The sequence below is a fragment of the Kitasatospora sp. NPDC058965 genome, assembly GCF_042741245.1.
Taxonomy (GTDB): Bacteria; Actinomycetota; Actinomycetes; order Streptomycetales; family Streptomycetaceae; genus Kitasatospora.
Genome location: NZ_JBHYKG010000058.1, coordinates 16,414 through 29,454 on the forward strand (window position 1 = coordinate 16,414; position 13,041 = coordinate 29,454).

At 75.8% G+C, this 13,041-nt stretch carries 15 protein-coding genes; all 15 read right to left on the reverse strand.

The annotated features are described in order from the left end of the window. Positions 1-708, reverse strand: a complete 708-nt coding sequence (locus ACFW1A_RS12775) for a GntR family transcriptional regulator (protein WP_380408091.1) — start codon at positions 706-708, stop codon at positions 1-3. A 72-nt stretch (positions 709-780) separates the two neighbouring features. Further along, positions 781-1,716 carry an ornithine cyclodeaminase family protein gene (locus ACFW1A_RS12780; RefSeq protein ID WP_380408093.1) on the reverse strand — a complete coding sequence of 312 codons (936 nt, stop codon included), beginning with the start codon at positions 1,714-1,716 and terminating at the stop codon, positions 781-783. Further along, the gene (locus ACFW1A_RS12785) at positions 1,713-2,690 is read right to left on the reverse strand and encodes a proline racemase family protein (RefSeq protein ID WP_380408095.1); all 978 of its coding nucleotides are present in this window, start codon (positions 2,688-2,690) and stop codon (positions 1,713-1,715) included. Before ACFW1A_RS12785 ends, ACFW1A_RS12780 begins: the two co-directional genes overlap by 4 nt. After that, complete coding sequence (locus ACFW1A_RS12790) at positions 2,687-4,045, reverse strand: aldehyde dehydrogenase family protein (RefSeq protein ID WP_380408097.1); 1,359 nt, start codon at positions 4,043-4,045, stop codon at positions 2,687-2,689. The genes ACFW1A_RS12785 and ACFW1A_RS12790 overlap by 4 nt, the downstream gene beginning before the upstream one ends. Continuing rightward, positions 4,042-5,046, reverse strand: coding sequence for a proline racemase family protein (locus ACFW1A_RS12795; protein ID WP_380408099.1), 1,005 nt, complete (start codon positions 5,044-5,046; stop codon positions 4,042-4,044). Before ACFW1A_RS12795 ends, ACFW1A_RS12790 begins: the two co-directional genes overlap by 4 nt. 70 nt (positions 5,047-5,116) lie before the next feature. After that, positions 5,117-6,049, reverse strand: a complete 933-nt coding sequence (locus ACFW1A_RS12800) for a dihydrodipicolinate synthase family protein (RefSeq protein WP_380408101.1) — start codon at positions 6,047-6,049, stop codon at positions 5,117-5,119. 60 nt (positions 6,050-6,109) lie between these two features. Continuing rightward, positions 6,110-7,507, reverse strand: coding sequence for an FAD-dependent oxidoreductase (locus ACFW1A_RS12805; RefSeq protein WP_380408103.1), 1,398 nt, complete (start codon positions 7,505-7,507; stop codon positions 6,110-6,112). Next, the gene (locus ACFW1A_RS12810) at positions 7,488-7,802 is read right to left on the reverse strand and encodes a (2Fe-2S)-binding protein (protein ID WP_380408105.1); all 315 of its coding nucleotides are present in this window, start codon (positions 7,800-7,802) and stop codon (positions 7,488-7,490) included. Before ACFW1A_RS12810 ends, ACFW1A_RS12805 begins: the two co-directional genes overlap by 20 nt. 32 nt (positions 7,803-7,834) lie before the next feature. After that, the gene (locus ACFW1A_RS12815) at positions 7,835-8,986 is read right to left on the reverse strand and encodes an NAD(P)/FAD-dependent oxidoreductase (protein ID WP_380408107.1); all 1,152 of its coding nucleotides are present in this window, start codon (positions 8,984-8,986) and stop codon (positions 7,835-7,837) included. A gap of 132 nt (positions 8,987-9,118) precedes the next feature. Continuing rightward, on the reverse strand, positions 9,119-10,069 hold the full coding sequence (gene tatC / locus ACFW1A_RS12820) for a twin-arginine translocase subunit TatC (protein WP_380408109.1): 951 nt from the start codon (positions 10,067-10,069) through the stop codon (positions 9,119-9,121). A gap of 67 nt (positions 10,070-10,136) precedes the next feature. Next, complete coding sequence (locus ACFW1A_RS12825) at positions 10,137-10,406, reverse strand: twin-arginine translocase TatA/TatE family subunit (RefSeq protein WP_380408111.1); 270 nt, start codon at positions 10,404-10,406, stop codon at positions 10,137-10,139. A gap of 112 nt (positions 10,407-10,518) precedes the next feature. Then, on the reverse strand, positions 10,519-10,692 hold the full coding sequence (locus ACFW1A_RS12830) for a hypothetical protein (RefSeq protein ID WP_380408113.1): 174 nt from the start codon (positions 10,690-10,692) through the stop codon (positions 10,519-10,521). Positions 10,693-10,701: 9 nt separating this feature from the next. Further along, positions 10,702-10,950: a hypothetical protein gene (locus ACFW1A_RS12835; protein WP_380408115.1), complete on the reverse strand. Its 249-nt coding sequence runs from the start codon at positions 10,948-10,950 to the stop codon at positions 10,702-10,704. Beyond that, on the reverse strand, positions 10,947-11,900 hold the full coding sequence (locus ACFW1A_RS12840; protein WP_380408117.1) for a helix-turn-helix transcriptional regulator: 954 nt from the start codon (positions 11,898-11,900) through the stop codon (positions 10,947-10,949). The genes ACFW1A_RS12835 and ACFW1A_RS12840 overlap by 4 nt, the downstream gene beginning before the upstream one ends. Beyond that, on the reverse strand, positions 11,897-12,871 hold the full coding sequence (locus ACFW1A_RS12845; RefSeq protein ID WP_380408119.1) for a helix-turn-helix transcriptional regulator: 975 nt from the start codon (positions 12,869-12,871) through the stop codon (positions 11,897-11,899). Before ACFW1A_RS12845 ends, ACFW1A_RS12840 begins: the two co-directional genes overlap by 4 nt. Positions 12,872-13,041: the final 170 nt, after the last annotated feature.

The window sequence follows — 13,041 nt, forward strand, 5'->3', positions numbered from 1 at the left end:
CTACCGCATCCCCAGCCGCAGTGCCGGGCGCTCCGCCGCCTCCTCGCGGCCCTCGGCCCAGAGCGAGCGGATGTGGCCCAGGTGGCGGGCCATGCAGGCCTCGGCGGCGTCGGCGTCGCCGGTGAGCATCAGGTCGAGCAGCTCCAGGTGCTCCTCGGCGGAGGAGACCAGCTCGCCGCGCTGGTCCAGGCGGGTCAGGCCGTACAGGCGGGAGCGCTTGCGCAGGTCGCCGACCACCTCGACCAGGCGGGTGTTGCCGGCCAGGGCGAGCAGCGAGAGGTGGAACCGGCGGTCCGCCTCCAGGTAGCCGATCAGGTCGTGGGCCCGGGCGGCGGCCACGATCGCCTCCGCGTCCGGGCGCAGCGCCTCCAACTGCTCGGCGGTGGCGGTGCGGGTGACCCGGCCCACCGTCGGGACCTCGATCAGCGCGCGGATCTCGGTGAAGTCGTCCAGGTCCCGCTCGGTCATCTCGGTGACCCTGAAGCCCTTGTTGCGCACCGCCTCGACCAGGCCCTCGCGGGCCAGGTCGAGCATCGCCTCGCGCACCGGCGTGGCCGAGACCCCGAAGTCCGCCGCCAGCGCGGGCGCGGAGTAGACCACCCCGGGACGCAGCTCGCCCGAGATCAGCGCGGCCCGCAGGGCGTGCGCGACCTGGTCGCGCAGACGCTCCTGCACGGAGATGAGGGGGCGGGGCTTCGACTCGGTCACTGGGGTCCTCCGGATGGTGCGGAGGCACCAGCGTACAATGTCACGTTTCTTTGAGCATGCGCAGTCGATCCATCATGCCGGTTGACGTCCCATCAGGGAACGCCGGGGCCCGGATTCGTGCACCGCCGCGGCCACCGCCAGGTCCTCCCAGGCCATGCCGACGCTCTTGAAGAACCGCGGCCGGTCCTGCGGCACCTCGACCGCACCGGTCACCAGCTCCGCCAGGTTGGCCACCCCGGCCCAGTCCGCCCCGCCCAGGATCAGGTCCCCGGCCTCGCGCCGGGCCACCGCCCGCGCCTCCGCGAAGCAGGCGGCCCGCCGCACCAGGACCGCGTCGACCTCGCAGCCGGTCGGCGAGTGCGAGCCGACCGCCGCGACCGCCGCGTGGTCGCCCACCAGCGCGCCGTCGAACAGCGGGCGGTCCGCCGTGGTGCAGCAGACCACCAGGTCCGCGCCGGCCACCGCGGCCGGCCCGCCCTGCTCGGCCGCCAGGCCCAGCGACTCGGCGTACGCCAGCAGGTCCGGCACCGGCCGGCGGGCCACCACGGTGACCCGGCGCAGCGCCCGCACCGCCACCAGCGCCGCCAGGTGCCCGTACGCCTGCGGCCCGGCGCCGAACAGCACCAGGTGCGCGGCGTCCGGCGCGGCCAGCCGGTCCAGCGCGACGGCGGTGACCGCCGGCGTGCGCAGCGCGGTGAGCGCCGCCCCGTCCAGCAGCGCCAGCGGCAGCAGGGTGGGCCCGTCCAGCAGCAGGTAGCTGCCGGTGATCCGGGCCAGCCCGCGCGCCGGGTTGGCCGGGGCCACCCCCGCGATCTTCACCCCGGCGTACCGCTCGGTGGCCGCCGGCATCACCAGCAGTTCGCCGGACGGCACCGGCATCCCGAGCCGGGCCGGGCACTGCTCGGGGTCCAGCCCGTCCCGCAGCACCGCCTCGACCGCCTCGGCGGCCAGCGCCGGCGTCAGGTCCACCGCCAACTCGGGCAGCCCGCCCGCCCCGGGCCCGCTCACAGCAGGAACCCGGTGCCGAGCTCGTCCGCCGCGGCCAGCACGAAGCGGTGCTCGCCGGTGCGGTGGGCCAGGCCGGTGACCTCGGTGACCACGCCGCCGTCCCGCTCGCCGACCACCCGGCCGGTGAAGACGGTGCCGATCACCGACTCGTGCCGCAGCTCGCCCCGCCACCCGTCGGCGGCCAGCAGCGCGAGCCGGGCCGAGGTGCCGGAGCCGCACGGCGAGCGGTCGATCTGGCCGTCGGCGAAGACGGTCACGTTGCGCTGGTGGAGCCGGCCGTCGGGTCCGTCGGGCAGCTCCTGGTGGAAGACCACCCCGTACAGGTCGTAGCGGTCCAGCAGTGCGGCGCGGATCTCGCGGCCGCGCGCGGTCAGGTCGCCGAGCGTGCCGGCCGAGACCTCCGGGACCGCCACCGAGGCGTAGACCGCCCCGGAGTCGGCCAGGTCGACCTGCACCGTCCCGACCGAGGTGGTCACTCCCACCCCGCGGGCGAGCACCTTGGTCGGGACGTTGCGGAAGGTCACCGCGGAGGTCCGACCGCCCACCCGGTGGACGATCGCGGTGACCCGGCCGGACGGCACGTCGATCCGCACCTGGACCGTGCCGTCGTCGGGGGCGGCGACCAGGCCGCTGTCCACGGCCCAGGCGCCGAGCGCGATGGTGCCGTGGCCGCAGGCGGTGGAGTAGCCGTCCTTGTGGAAGAACAGGACGCCCAGGTGGGCCTCGCTGTCGTCCGGCGGCACCAGGAACCCGCCGTACATCCCGGCGTGGCCGCGCGGCTCGCGGGTGAGCAGTTGGCGCACGGTGTCCAGCCGGCTGGGCCGCGGGCTGGTCGCGGTGCCGCCGGCGCCGAGCGCGATCGCCCGGCGCTCGGCCACGGTGTCCCCCGGCACCGCGGGCAGTCCGTCCAGCACGATCCGGAACGGCTCGCCCGCGGTGTGGTAGTCGACGGTCGAGACCTCGACCCCGGTCACCGCGCGCCACCCCCGGGCAGCAGCGAGACGGTGCGCCCGGCCGTGTAGAACTCCAGCGCTGCCTGGCCCTGCTCGCGGGGCCCGAACGAGGCCGCCCCGGACCCGCCGAACGGCAGGTGGAAGTCGACCCCGCTGGACGGTGCGTTGACCCGGATCATGCCGGCCGACAGCCGGTCGGCCGCCGCCAGCGCGGTGTCCAGCGCCCCGGAGTGCACCGAGGCCGCCAGGCTGTGCCGGCTGGCGTTGGCCAGCGCGACCGCCTCGTCCAGGTCGGCGGCCGGCAGCAGCACCGCGAGCGGGCCGAAGAACTCCTCGCTCAGCAGCGGGTGGTCCGCGGGCACCTGCTCCAGCACGGTCGGCTCGACGAACCAGCCCGCCCGGTCGACCGGCCGACCCCCCGTCACCAGCCGCGCGCCGCCGGCCAGCGCGGTGGCGACCGCGCCCGTGAGGCGGTCGCGGGCCGCCTCGCTGATCACCGGGCCGCAGTCCGCCTGCCCGGCCAGCGCCTTGGCCAGCGCCTCGCGCAGCGGCTGGTGGGCGGCGCCGACCGCGATGATCCGGCTGGTCGCGGTGCACTTCTGCCCCGCGTACCCGGCGATCGCGTAGGCCAGGTGCGCGGCGGCCTGCTCGATGTCGGCGTCCGGCAGCACCAGGGCGGCGTTCACCCCGCCCATCTCGGCCTGCACCGGGATCCCGCGCGCCGCGCAGGCCCGCACCACGCTGCCGCCGGTGGCGGTGGAGCCGGTGAAGGAGACCACGTCGGCGCCGGCCAGCAGCGCGGTCCCCTCCTCGGCACCGCCGACCACCACCTCCAGCACGCCCTCGGGCAGCGCCAGCAGCTCGGCCAGCCGCAGCGCGCAGGCGGTGGCCTCGGGGGCCGGCTTGAGCACCACGGTGTTGCCGGTGGCCAGCGCCGGGGCGGCCTTCCAGACCGGGATCGCCAGCGGGAAGTTCCACGGCGTGATCAGCCCGGCCACCCCGTGCGGGCGGCGCCGGGTGAGCAGCAGCCCCTCGCCGGCGGCCGGCTCGTGGACCGCGCCGGTGGGCGCGAACGGGGCCTGGGCGTAGTAGCGCAGGATCGCCGCCGTGCGGGCCACCTCGCCGGCCGCCTCGGTGCGCGGCTTGCCCACCTCGCGCTCGACCAGCGCGGTCAGCTCCGCGGCGGCGGCCTCCACCGCCGCCGCGGCCCGGGTCAGCGCGGCCGAGCGGGCCGCGGCACCGGCCGCCAGCCAGCCCGGCTGGGCGGCCCGGGCCCGCGCGACGGCGGCCACCGTGCCCTCGGCCCCGGTGGTCTCCGTGCGGACGACCAGGTCGCCGGGGTCGGCGGGGTTGAACGAGCTCAGCGTGGTGCTCACAGCAGGAAGCCTCCGGGGAAGGGGTCCGTCGGGTCGAGGAAGTACTGGGCGGTGCCGGTGACCCAGGCCCGGCCGGTGACGGTGGGCACCACGGCGGGCAGCCCGGCCACCTCGGTCTCCTCGACCAGGCGGCCGGTGAAGGTGGTACCGATGAAGGAGTCGTTGCGGAAGTCCCGGCCCAGCGGCAGTTCGCCGCGCGCGTGCAGCTGGGCCATCCGGGCCGAGGTGCCGGTGCCGCAGGGCGAGCGGTCGAACCAGCCCGGGTGGATGGCCATCGCGTGCCGCGAGTGGGCCGCGTCGGAGCCGGGCGCGGCCAGGTAGACGTGGTGCACGCTGTGGAAGGACGGTTCCACCGGGTGCACCGGGCGGCGCTCGCCGGCGTTGATCGCGTCCATCAGGGCCAGCCCGGCGCCGAGGATCTCCTGCTTGCGCCCGCGCTCGAACGGCAGCCCGAACTCGCTCAGCGGCAGGATCGCGTAGAAGTTGCCGCCGAAGGCCAGGTCGTAGCTGACGGTGCCCCAGCCGGGCACCTCGATCTTCTGGTCCAGCGCCACCGAGTAGGACGCCACGTTGCGGATGGTGACCGCGGTGGCGGCGCCGTCCTCCACCTTGACCTCGGCGACCACCAGGCCGGCCGGGGTGTCCAGGCGGACCGTGGTGACCGGCTCGACCACCGGGACCATGCCGGTCTCCACCAGGACGGTGGCCACCCCGATGGTGCCGTGGCCGCACATCGGCAGCAGCCCGGAGACCTCGATGAACAGCACCCCGAAGTCGGCGTCCGGCCGGGTCGGCGGCTGCAGGATCGCCCCGCTCATCGAGGCGTGGCCGCGCGGCTCGTACATCAGCAGGGTGCGGAACCGGTCCAGGTGCTGCTGGAAGTGGACCCGGCGCTCGGCCATGGTGGCACCGGGGATGACGCCGAAGCCGCCGGTGATCACCCGGGTGGGCATGCCCTCGGTGTGCGAGTCGACGGCGTGGAAGACGTGGCGGGTGCGCATCGGTGACCCTTCGTCAGCTGGTGGGTGGACGGGGGGTGGGCCCGCCGCGGACGGGCGGCGGGCCCGGGGCTCAGGCCAGGCCCTCGGCCAGCGCCTTCTCGGTGGCGGCGCGAACGGCCGCCTCGGTCTGCGGGGGCAGCGGCTGGCGCGGCGGGCGGACCGGGCCGCCGGGCATGCCCGCGATGTCCATCGAGAGCTTGATCGCCTGGACGAACTCGGTCTTGGAGTCCCAGCGCAGCAGCGGGTGCAGCGCCTTGTACAGCGGCAGCGCGGTGGCCAGGTCGTGCGCGACGGCGGCGCGGTAGAGCGCGGCCGAGGCCTCCGGCAGCGCGTTCGGGTAGCCGGCGATCCAGCCGACCGCGCCGGCCAGGGCCAGCTCCAGCAGCACGTCGTCGGCGCCGATCAGCAGGTCCAGGCCCGGGGCCAGCTCGGCGATCTCGTAGGCCCGCCGGACGTCGCCGCTGAACTCCTTGACGGCCACGATCGAGCCCTCGGCGTGCAGCTCGGCGAGCAGCGACGGGACCAGGTCCACCTTGGTGTCGATCGGGTTGTTGTAGGCCACGATCGGCAGGCCGGCCCTGGCCACCTCGGCGTAGTGCGCGCGCACCGAAGCGGCGTCGGCGCGGAAGGCGTTGGGCGGCAGCAGCAGCACGGAGCCGGCGCCGGCCTCGGCGGCCTGCTCGGCCCAGCGGCGCGACTCGGCGCTGCCGTAGGCGGCCACGCCCGGCATCACCCGGGCGCCGTCGCCGGCCGCCTCGACGGCGACCTCGACGACCTTGGCCCGCTCCTCGGCGGTGAGGGTCTGGTACTCGCCGAGCGAGCCGTTGGGCACCACGCCGTCGCAGCCGGCGTCGATCAGCCGGCGCACGTGCTCCGCGTAGGCGTCGTAGTCGACCGACAGGTCCTCGCGCAGCGGCAGTGCGGTGGCGACCATGATGCCGCGCCAGGGCTGGGTGCTGGTGTGCTGGGTCACGGTTCGTCTCTCCTTTATGAGGTGTGACATTTTATAGGGAGTCCTAGTGACGGCACAAGAGCGCGCTCCGGCGCTCCCGTGCCGTCCGGGTCAGTCGGTGGGCAGTTCGGCCAGTCCGGCCAGCGGGACGGGGCAGGAGAACGGCCGCCGGTCCGGGTCCGGCGCCGACTGGCCGGCCAGGCAGGCCACCGCCGCCCCGCACATCCGCCCCTGGCACCAGCCCATCCCGGCCCGGGTGAGCAGCTTCACGGTGCGCGCGTCGGTGGCACCGAGCTCCTGCACCGCCTCGGCGATCCGCTCGGCCGGCACCTCCTCGCAGCGGCAGACCTCGGTCTCCGGGCGCAGCCAGTCGGACCAGCCGGGTCCGGGGCGGTGCGCGGCGGCCATCAGCTCCGCGAAGGCGCGCAGCCGGCGCCGGCGCCCGAGCAGCGCGGGTGGCACCCGGTCCGCCCCGGCGATCGACAGAGCCGCCAACTGGCCCTCGGCCAATGCCAGTTCTGCGCCGCCCACACCGCAAGTCTCGCCCGCCGCCCAGAGTCCGGCCACCGTGGTGCGCTGCCGCCGGTCGACCACCAGGGCCGCGGTGCCGTCGGGCACCTGCCGGGTCCGCGCGCCCAGTTCGGTGGCCAGCTCCAACTGCGGGACCAGGCCGTGGCCCACCGCCAGCGCGTCGCAGGCGATCCGCCGCTCGGTCCCGGGCACCGGGCGCCAGTCGGCGTCCAGCCGGGCCACCGTGACGGCGGTGACGCGGTCGGTGCCGTGCGCCTCGACGACGGCGCTCGACCGGTGCAGCCGCACCGCGTGCCGGGCCAGCGCCGCGCCGTGCGTGACGCCCTCCCAGAGCTTGCCGGGCACCCGGGCCAGCACACCGGGCCCGCGGGCGTAGCCCAGGTAGCTCCCGGCCTCCACCACGGCGGGCACCCGGGCCCCGGCGGCGGCCAGCGAGGCGGCCGCGGCCAGCAGCAGCGGGCCGCTGCCGGCCACCACCACCCGCCGGCCGGGCAGCACCAGGCCGGCCTTCAGCATCGCCTGGGCGCCGCCGGCCGTCACCACCCCGGGCAGCGTCCAGCCGGGGAACGGCAGTTGGCGCTCGTGGGCGCCGGTGGCCAGCAGCACCGAGGCGGCCCGCAGCACCGCCGTGCCGGACCCGTCCGCGCCGGTGACGGCGTGCAGCCGCCAGGGCTCGGCCCGCTCCAGCAGCGCCACGTGGTGGTGCGCCAGGTACGCGATCCGGCCCGCCTGCCGGTGCCGGTCCAGGCGCTCGGCCAGGTCGGCGAAGACGGACCAGTGGTGGTGCAGCCGCTCCGGGTGCCGCGCCCCCAGCTCGGGGGCCGGGTGGCGGTAGTACTGGCCGCCGGGCCGGGCACCGGCGTCCAGCAGGACGCAGCGCAGGCCCAGGTCGGCGGCGGCCACCGCCCCGGCGAGCCCGGCGGGGCCGGCGCCGACGACGGCCAGGTCGTAGGCGGCCTCAGACGGCGAGATCGGCACGGCCGTTGCCCTCCTGGGTGGTGACGGTGGTGCCGGGGGCGGCCGGCAGCAGGCAGGTGCGCTGGTTGGGGCGGCCGTCCACGGTCGCCAGGCAGTCGTAGCAGGCGCCGATGCCGCAGAACGCGCCGCGCGGGCGCCCGTTCACCCGAGTGGTGCGCCAGGCCAGGATGCCCTCGGCCCACAGCGCGGCGGCGATGGTCTGGCCGGGCAGCGCAGGGACGCTGCGGCCGTCGAACTCGATGGTGTGGGCCGGCCCTGGCTCGGCGGCGGCCAGCGCGGCGGGGGTTCGGCGCATGGGGCGGTGTGTCCTTTTCGGGTGGGCCGGGCTCAGTGGGCGGTGAAGCGGTCCGGGCGGAAGGGCGCGAGGTCGTACCCGAGGGTGCCGGTCAGCTGCTGGGCGATCAGCTGCCCGGTGGCCGGGGCCAGCCCGATGCCCGCCCCCTCGTGCCCGCAGGCGTGGTACAGGCCGGGCGCGCGCGGGTCGGCACCGATCGCCGGCAGGTGGTCCGGCAGGTAGGGGCGGAAGCCCCGGTAGGTGCGGATCACCCGGACCCGCTCCAGCACCGGGAACAGCCGGGCGGCCTGCGCGGCCAGCCGGCGCACCGCCTCGACCGACAGGGTGCGGTCGAAGCCGACCCGCTCCCGGGTCGCACCGATCAGCACCGGACCGGAGGGGGTGCCCTCGACCACGGCGGAGCTCTGCAGCGCCGCCGAGCCGCTGGCCACGTCGGCCACGTAGTCGGCGGCGTAGACCTTGTGCCGCACCACCCGCGGCAGCGGCTCGGTGACCAGCACGAAGCCGCGCCGGGGCAGCACCGGCAGCTCCACCCCGGCCAGCGCGGCGACCTCGCCGCCCCAGGTGCCGGCGGCGTTCACCACGGCCGGCGCCGCGAGCGTGCGGCGCGGGGTGCGCACGCCGGTGACGGCCCCGCCGGGGCCCGTCACCAGCGCCTCCACCCGCTCGCCCAGGTGCAGCACGGCGCCGGCCCTGCGCGCGGCGCGCAGCAGGTGAGCGGCCGCCAGTGCCGGCTGCACCTGGGAGTCCTCGGGGTAGTGGAAGCCGCCGGCCAGGCCCGCGGCCAGGTGCGGCTCGAACTCGGCCAGCCGGTCGGCCGGCACCTGCTCGGCGACCACGCCGGCGCCCCGCTGCTGCGCGGCGAAGGCGTCCAGCGCCGCCAGGCCCTCCGGCCCGCTCGCCACCACCAGGCCGCCCTTGGCCTCGTACTCGACCGCAGCCGGCAGCTCCTCGGCGAGCTCGCGCCACAGCCGGTTGGACAGCTGGGCCAGCGCCAGCTCGGGGCCGGGGGCCTTGTCGGAGAGGAGCAGGTTGCCCTCCCCCGCGCCGGTGGTGCCGCCGGCCACCGGGCCGCGGTCCACCACGGCGACCGTCAGCCCGGCCCGGGCGGCGTAGAACGCGCAGGCGGCGCCGACCACGCCGGCGCCGATCACCACAACGTCGTGGGTAGGTCTCGTGAGCACGTCAGTAATATGTCACATTGCCAGACGTTCGCCAAGCCGCCCTCCCGCGGACTCCTCCCGGCCGCCGGACATGCGGAACGCCCCGGTCCGGGGGAAGACGGACCGGGGCGCTCGGAGCGGGGCGGGACGGGCTCAGGTGATGTCGTCGTCCACCTGCTCGGCGCGGGCGGCCGGGACCGAGGCGCGCGGGGCGGGCGAGGCGAGCTCGGGGGCCGAGGCGTCCACGGCCTCCGCGCCCTCGACCGCGGCCACGGTCAGGTCGACCTGCGAGGCCTCCTCGTCGTCCAGGTCCGCGTCCGGATTGTTGCGGCGCCGGCGGCGGTCGTTGAGCGTCGAGACGCCCACCGCGAGGAAGTAGAGCAGCCAGATCGGCGCGGCCAGCGCCAGCATGCTGATCGGGTCGGCGCTCGGGGTGGCCACCGCCGCGAACACGGTGATGCCCATCACCATGCCGCGCCACCAGCCCGCCATCCGCTTGGCCGAGAGCACCCCGCCGAAGTTGAGCATCACCAGCAGCAGCGGGAACTCGAAGGCCAGGCCGAAGACCAGCAGCATCCGGGTGGCGATGTTCAGGTAGCCGTCCACCGGCAGGATCTGCTGGGCGCCGATCGGGGTGAACGAGCCCAGCACCTCGATGGTGGTGGGCATCAGCAGGTAGGCGCAGGTGACGCCGGCCAGGAAGAGCGGGGTGCCGGCGCCGAGGAAGGCCAGCGAGTAGCGCTTCTCGTGCTTGTGCAGGCCGGGCGAGATGAACGCCCAGAGCTGGTACAGCCAGACCGGCACCGAGGCCACCAGGCCCGCGGTGAGGCAGACCTTCAGGGTCAGGCTGAAGGGCTGGGTGACGCCGATGACCGCGATCTGCGCACAGTGCTTGATGCCGGCCGGGGGCTTGCCGTCGGGACCGCAGGACGGCAGCGGGGTCATCAGGAAGTGCAGCAGCTTGTCCTTGAAGAACGCCGCCGCGATCGTGCACACCACGATCGCCAGCACCGACTTGACCAGCCGGTTGCGCAGCTCGCGCAGGTGATCACCGAGGGACATCCGTCCGTCGGGGGTCTTCGGCGGTTTGGAAGACTTGCTCAACCCCGGTCCTCAGAACTCGTGCGACGTGGCCCGCCGGGCGGCGGCCACGGGGCGGTGCGGCCGGCGCTCAGCGCGCGCGGTCGCGGTGCTGCTCGGCAACGGGCCGTGCGGTGGAGGCATCACCGGGGGCGGCCTTGATCAGCGGCGCCGAGTCGATCGGGGCCGCGCTCGGCGACCCCTGGTACTCCTCGCTGAACTCCTGCTTGAGAGCGGCCGTCTCGCTCTTCAGGATCCGCATCGACCGGCCGAGCGCCCGGGCCAGGTCGGGCAGCCGCTTCCCGCCGTAGAACATCGCCGCCATGGCGATGATCAGCGCGAAGGCCAGGACCTTGCCCATCTGCTGTCACCTCTCGAGTACGGGAGCCGGGGTACCACGCTGAGAGCCTAACCCGCTGGGCATCGCCCGAGCAGGTCCCCGGTCCTCACGGACCGGTGAAGATTGGGCGGCGTCAGCCGCGCGCGGTGCGGGCCAGCTCCTCGCCGGCCGCCGCCAGCGCCCGGGAGGCGCCGTCCACCTGCCGGGCCAGCGCCCGCACGTCCGCCCAGAGCCGCACCGCCAGCACGCCCAGCACCAGCAGGCCGGCGGTGGCCAGGCCGACCGCCGCCATCAGGGTCCACGGCATCGCCTTCGCCTACCTCTCGATCGCCACGAGCCGGATGGTCGACACCCCGGCCCCGGTCAGCGCCGCCACGATCTTCTCGCCGGCCGGCTTGCGCACCGCGGCACCGCACTCGGGGCAGGTGAAGCTGTAGAAGGTGCGCTCCTTGGTCCGCCCCAGGGCCAGCCGGAACGCGGCCACCGGCAGCTCCACCTTCTCCCGGCACTCGGAGCAGTAGACCTTGAACCGGGTGCTGCCGGGCACGCCGTCCTGCTCGGTCACTCCGCGGCCCCGTAGGCGGCCAGCGCGGCCAGCGCCGCCTGCCGGGCCTGCTGCGCCACCGGCTCGGGCGCCACGACCCGCCCGTCCGCGCCCAGGCGCAGCGCGAGGGTGCGCAGGCTGGACGGGTCCGAGCTGCGCAGGGTGATCCGCAGGCCCCCGTCGGCCAGCTCCTCGGCCACGTCGTGGGTGTAGTACTCGGCCACCCAGCGCCCGCCCGGGCCGACCTCGACGACCACCTCGGGGTCGTCGGCGGCCGGGTTCACCAGGCCCTGGGACAGGTCGCGCGGCTCCAGCCGCGGCGGGTCGGCCGGCTCGTCCAGCACCTTGATCTCGGCCACCCGGTCCAGCCGGAACAGCCGCCGGTCCTCGGAGGTGCGGCACCAGCCGTCCAGGTAGGTGTGGCCCTCGGTGAGCAGCCGGATCGGGTCCACCTCGCGCTCGGTCATGCCGCCGCGCCCGTGCGAGTAGTAGCGCAGCCAGATCCGCCGGCCCTCGCTGAGCGCGCGGTCGATGTCGGCGAAGACCTGGCCCTCGGCCTCGAACGTCACGCCGACCCGGGCGCTGCCCTCGGCACTCTCGCCCGCCGCGTTCTCGATCTTGACCACGGCCCGGGTGAGCGCCTGGCGGTCCCGCTCGCGCAGGCCCGGCAGCGCGGCCACGGCCCGGGCGGCGACCAGCAGCGCGGTGGCCTCGTCGGCGGCCAGCCGCAGCGGCTGGGCGACGTCGTCCACGTTGTGCCACCAGATCCGCTCGCCGTCGGTGTCGATGTCGAGCAGGTCGCCGCCGCGGAAGCTGGTGCCGCACATCGGCAGCACGTTCAGGTCGGCGATCAGCTCGCGCTCGGTGATGCCGAACGCGCGGGCCACCTCGGCGACCTCGGCGCCGGGGCGCTCGCGCAGGTAGGTCACCAGCGACAGCATCCGCCGGGTCTGGTCGATGGCGTTGCTCATGCCCCCACCTCCGCGAGACCGGCCACCGCGCGCAGCCGCTCGATCAGCTCGGCGCGCAGCTCCTGCGGCGCCAGCACCACCACGTCCGGCCCGTACTCGGCCAGGTCCGCGTCCAGCCCGAAGCCGTACGGGACGGTCAACTCGTCCCAGTCGGCGTCCAGCTGAGCCACCGTCAGCGCCTTGGCCCGCAACGGGTAGGCGGTCCCCCGGCGCAGCTTGACGATGGCGGTGGCGGTCGCCCCCTCGCCGGCGAACCGGGCGACGGTGGCCCGCACGTCCACGTGCTCGGGGATCGGCGCGGTGAACGCGCCCTGCCGCGAGCGCACCTTGCCGGCGATCCGGCTGAGCCGGAACACCCGCGAGGCCCCGCGGTCCCGGTCCCAGCCGGCCAGGTACCAGTGGCCGCGCCAGCACTCCAGCGCCCACGGCTCCACCGAGCGCGGCGAGGTCTCGGCCGCGCCCGCCTTGCGGTACTCGAAGCTCACCGGGCGCCGGTCCCGGGCGGCCAGCAGCAGCGGCTCGAACGCGGCCTCGCGCACCGGGATGTAGGGCTCCAGCGCGGTGCCGGGCGCCCCCTCGCTGAACGGCACGCCCGCCGCGCGCAGCTTCTGCAGCGCACCGCTGGCCGCGCCGGACAGCCGCGCCTGCTGCCACACCTTGGCCGCCAGGCTCAGCGCCGCCGCCTCCTCGGCGTCCAGCGCGATCTCCGGCAGCCGGTTGCGGTCGGCCCGGGCCAGGTAGCCGGCCTCGCCGTCCAGGGTGTTCTCGTCGACGTCGATCACCAGGCCCAGCTCGCGCAGGTCGTCCTTGTCCCGCTCGAACATCCGGTTGAACGCGTCCTCGCTGCCGTTCGCCCAGGCCTCCCGGTACGCCTCGACGGACTCCCGGAGCTCGCGCTTGGAGAGCGGACGTCTGGTGTTCATCAGGCACAGGGCGAGATTCATCAGCCGCTCTGCCTTCGCGATCGCCATCGCTGACCCTTCCGTGACCCGCTTCGTCACCCCACCCCGGGGGACCTGGCGCCTTGACCGTACCGGTAGCGGGACCTGCGGCGAAAGCCGGAACGGCCGTGCCCGGGAGCACCCCGGCACCGCCGCCCGACGACCGGGGCCCGACCGCCGGGACGACCCCCATCAAGGAC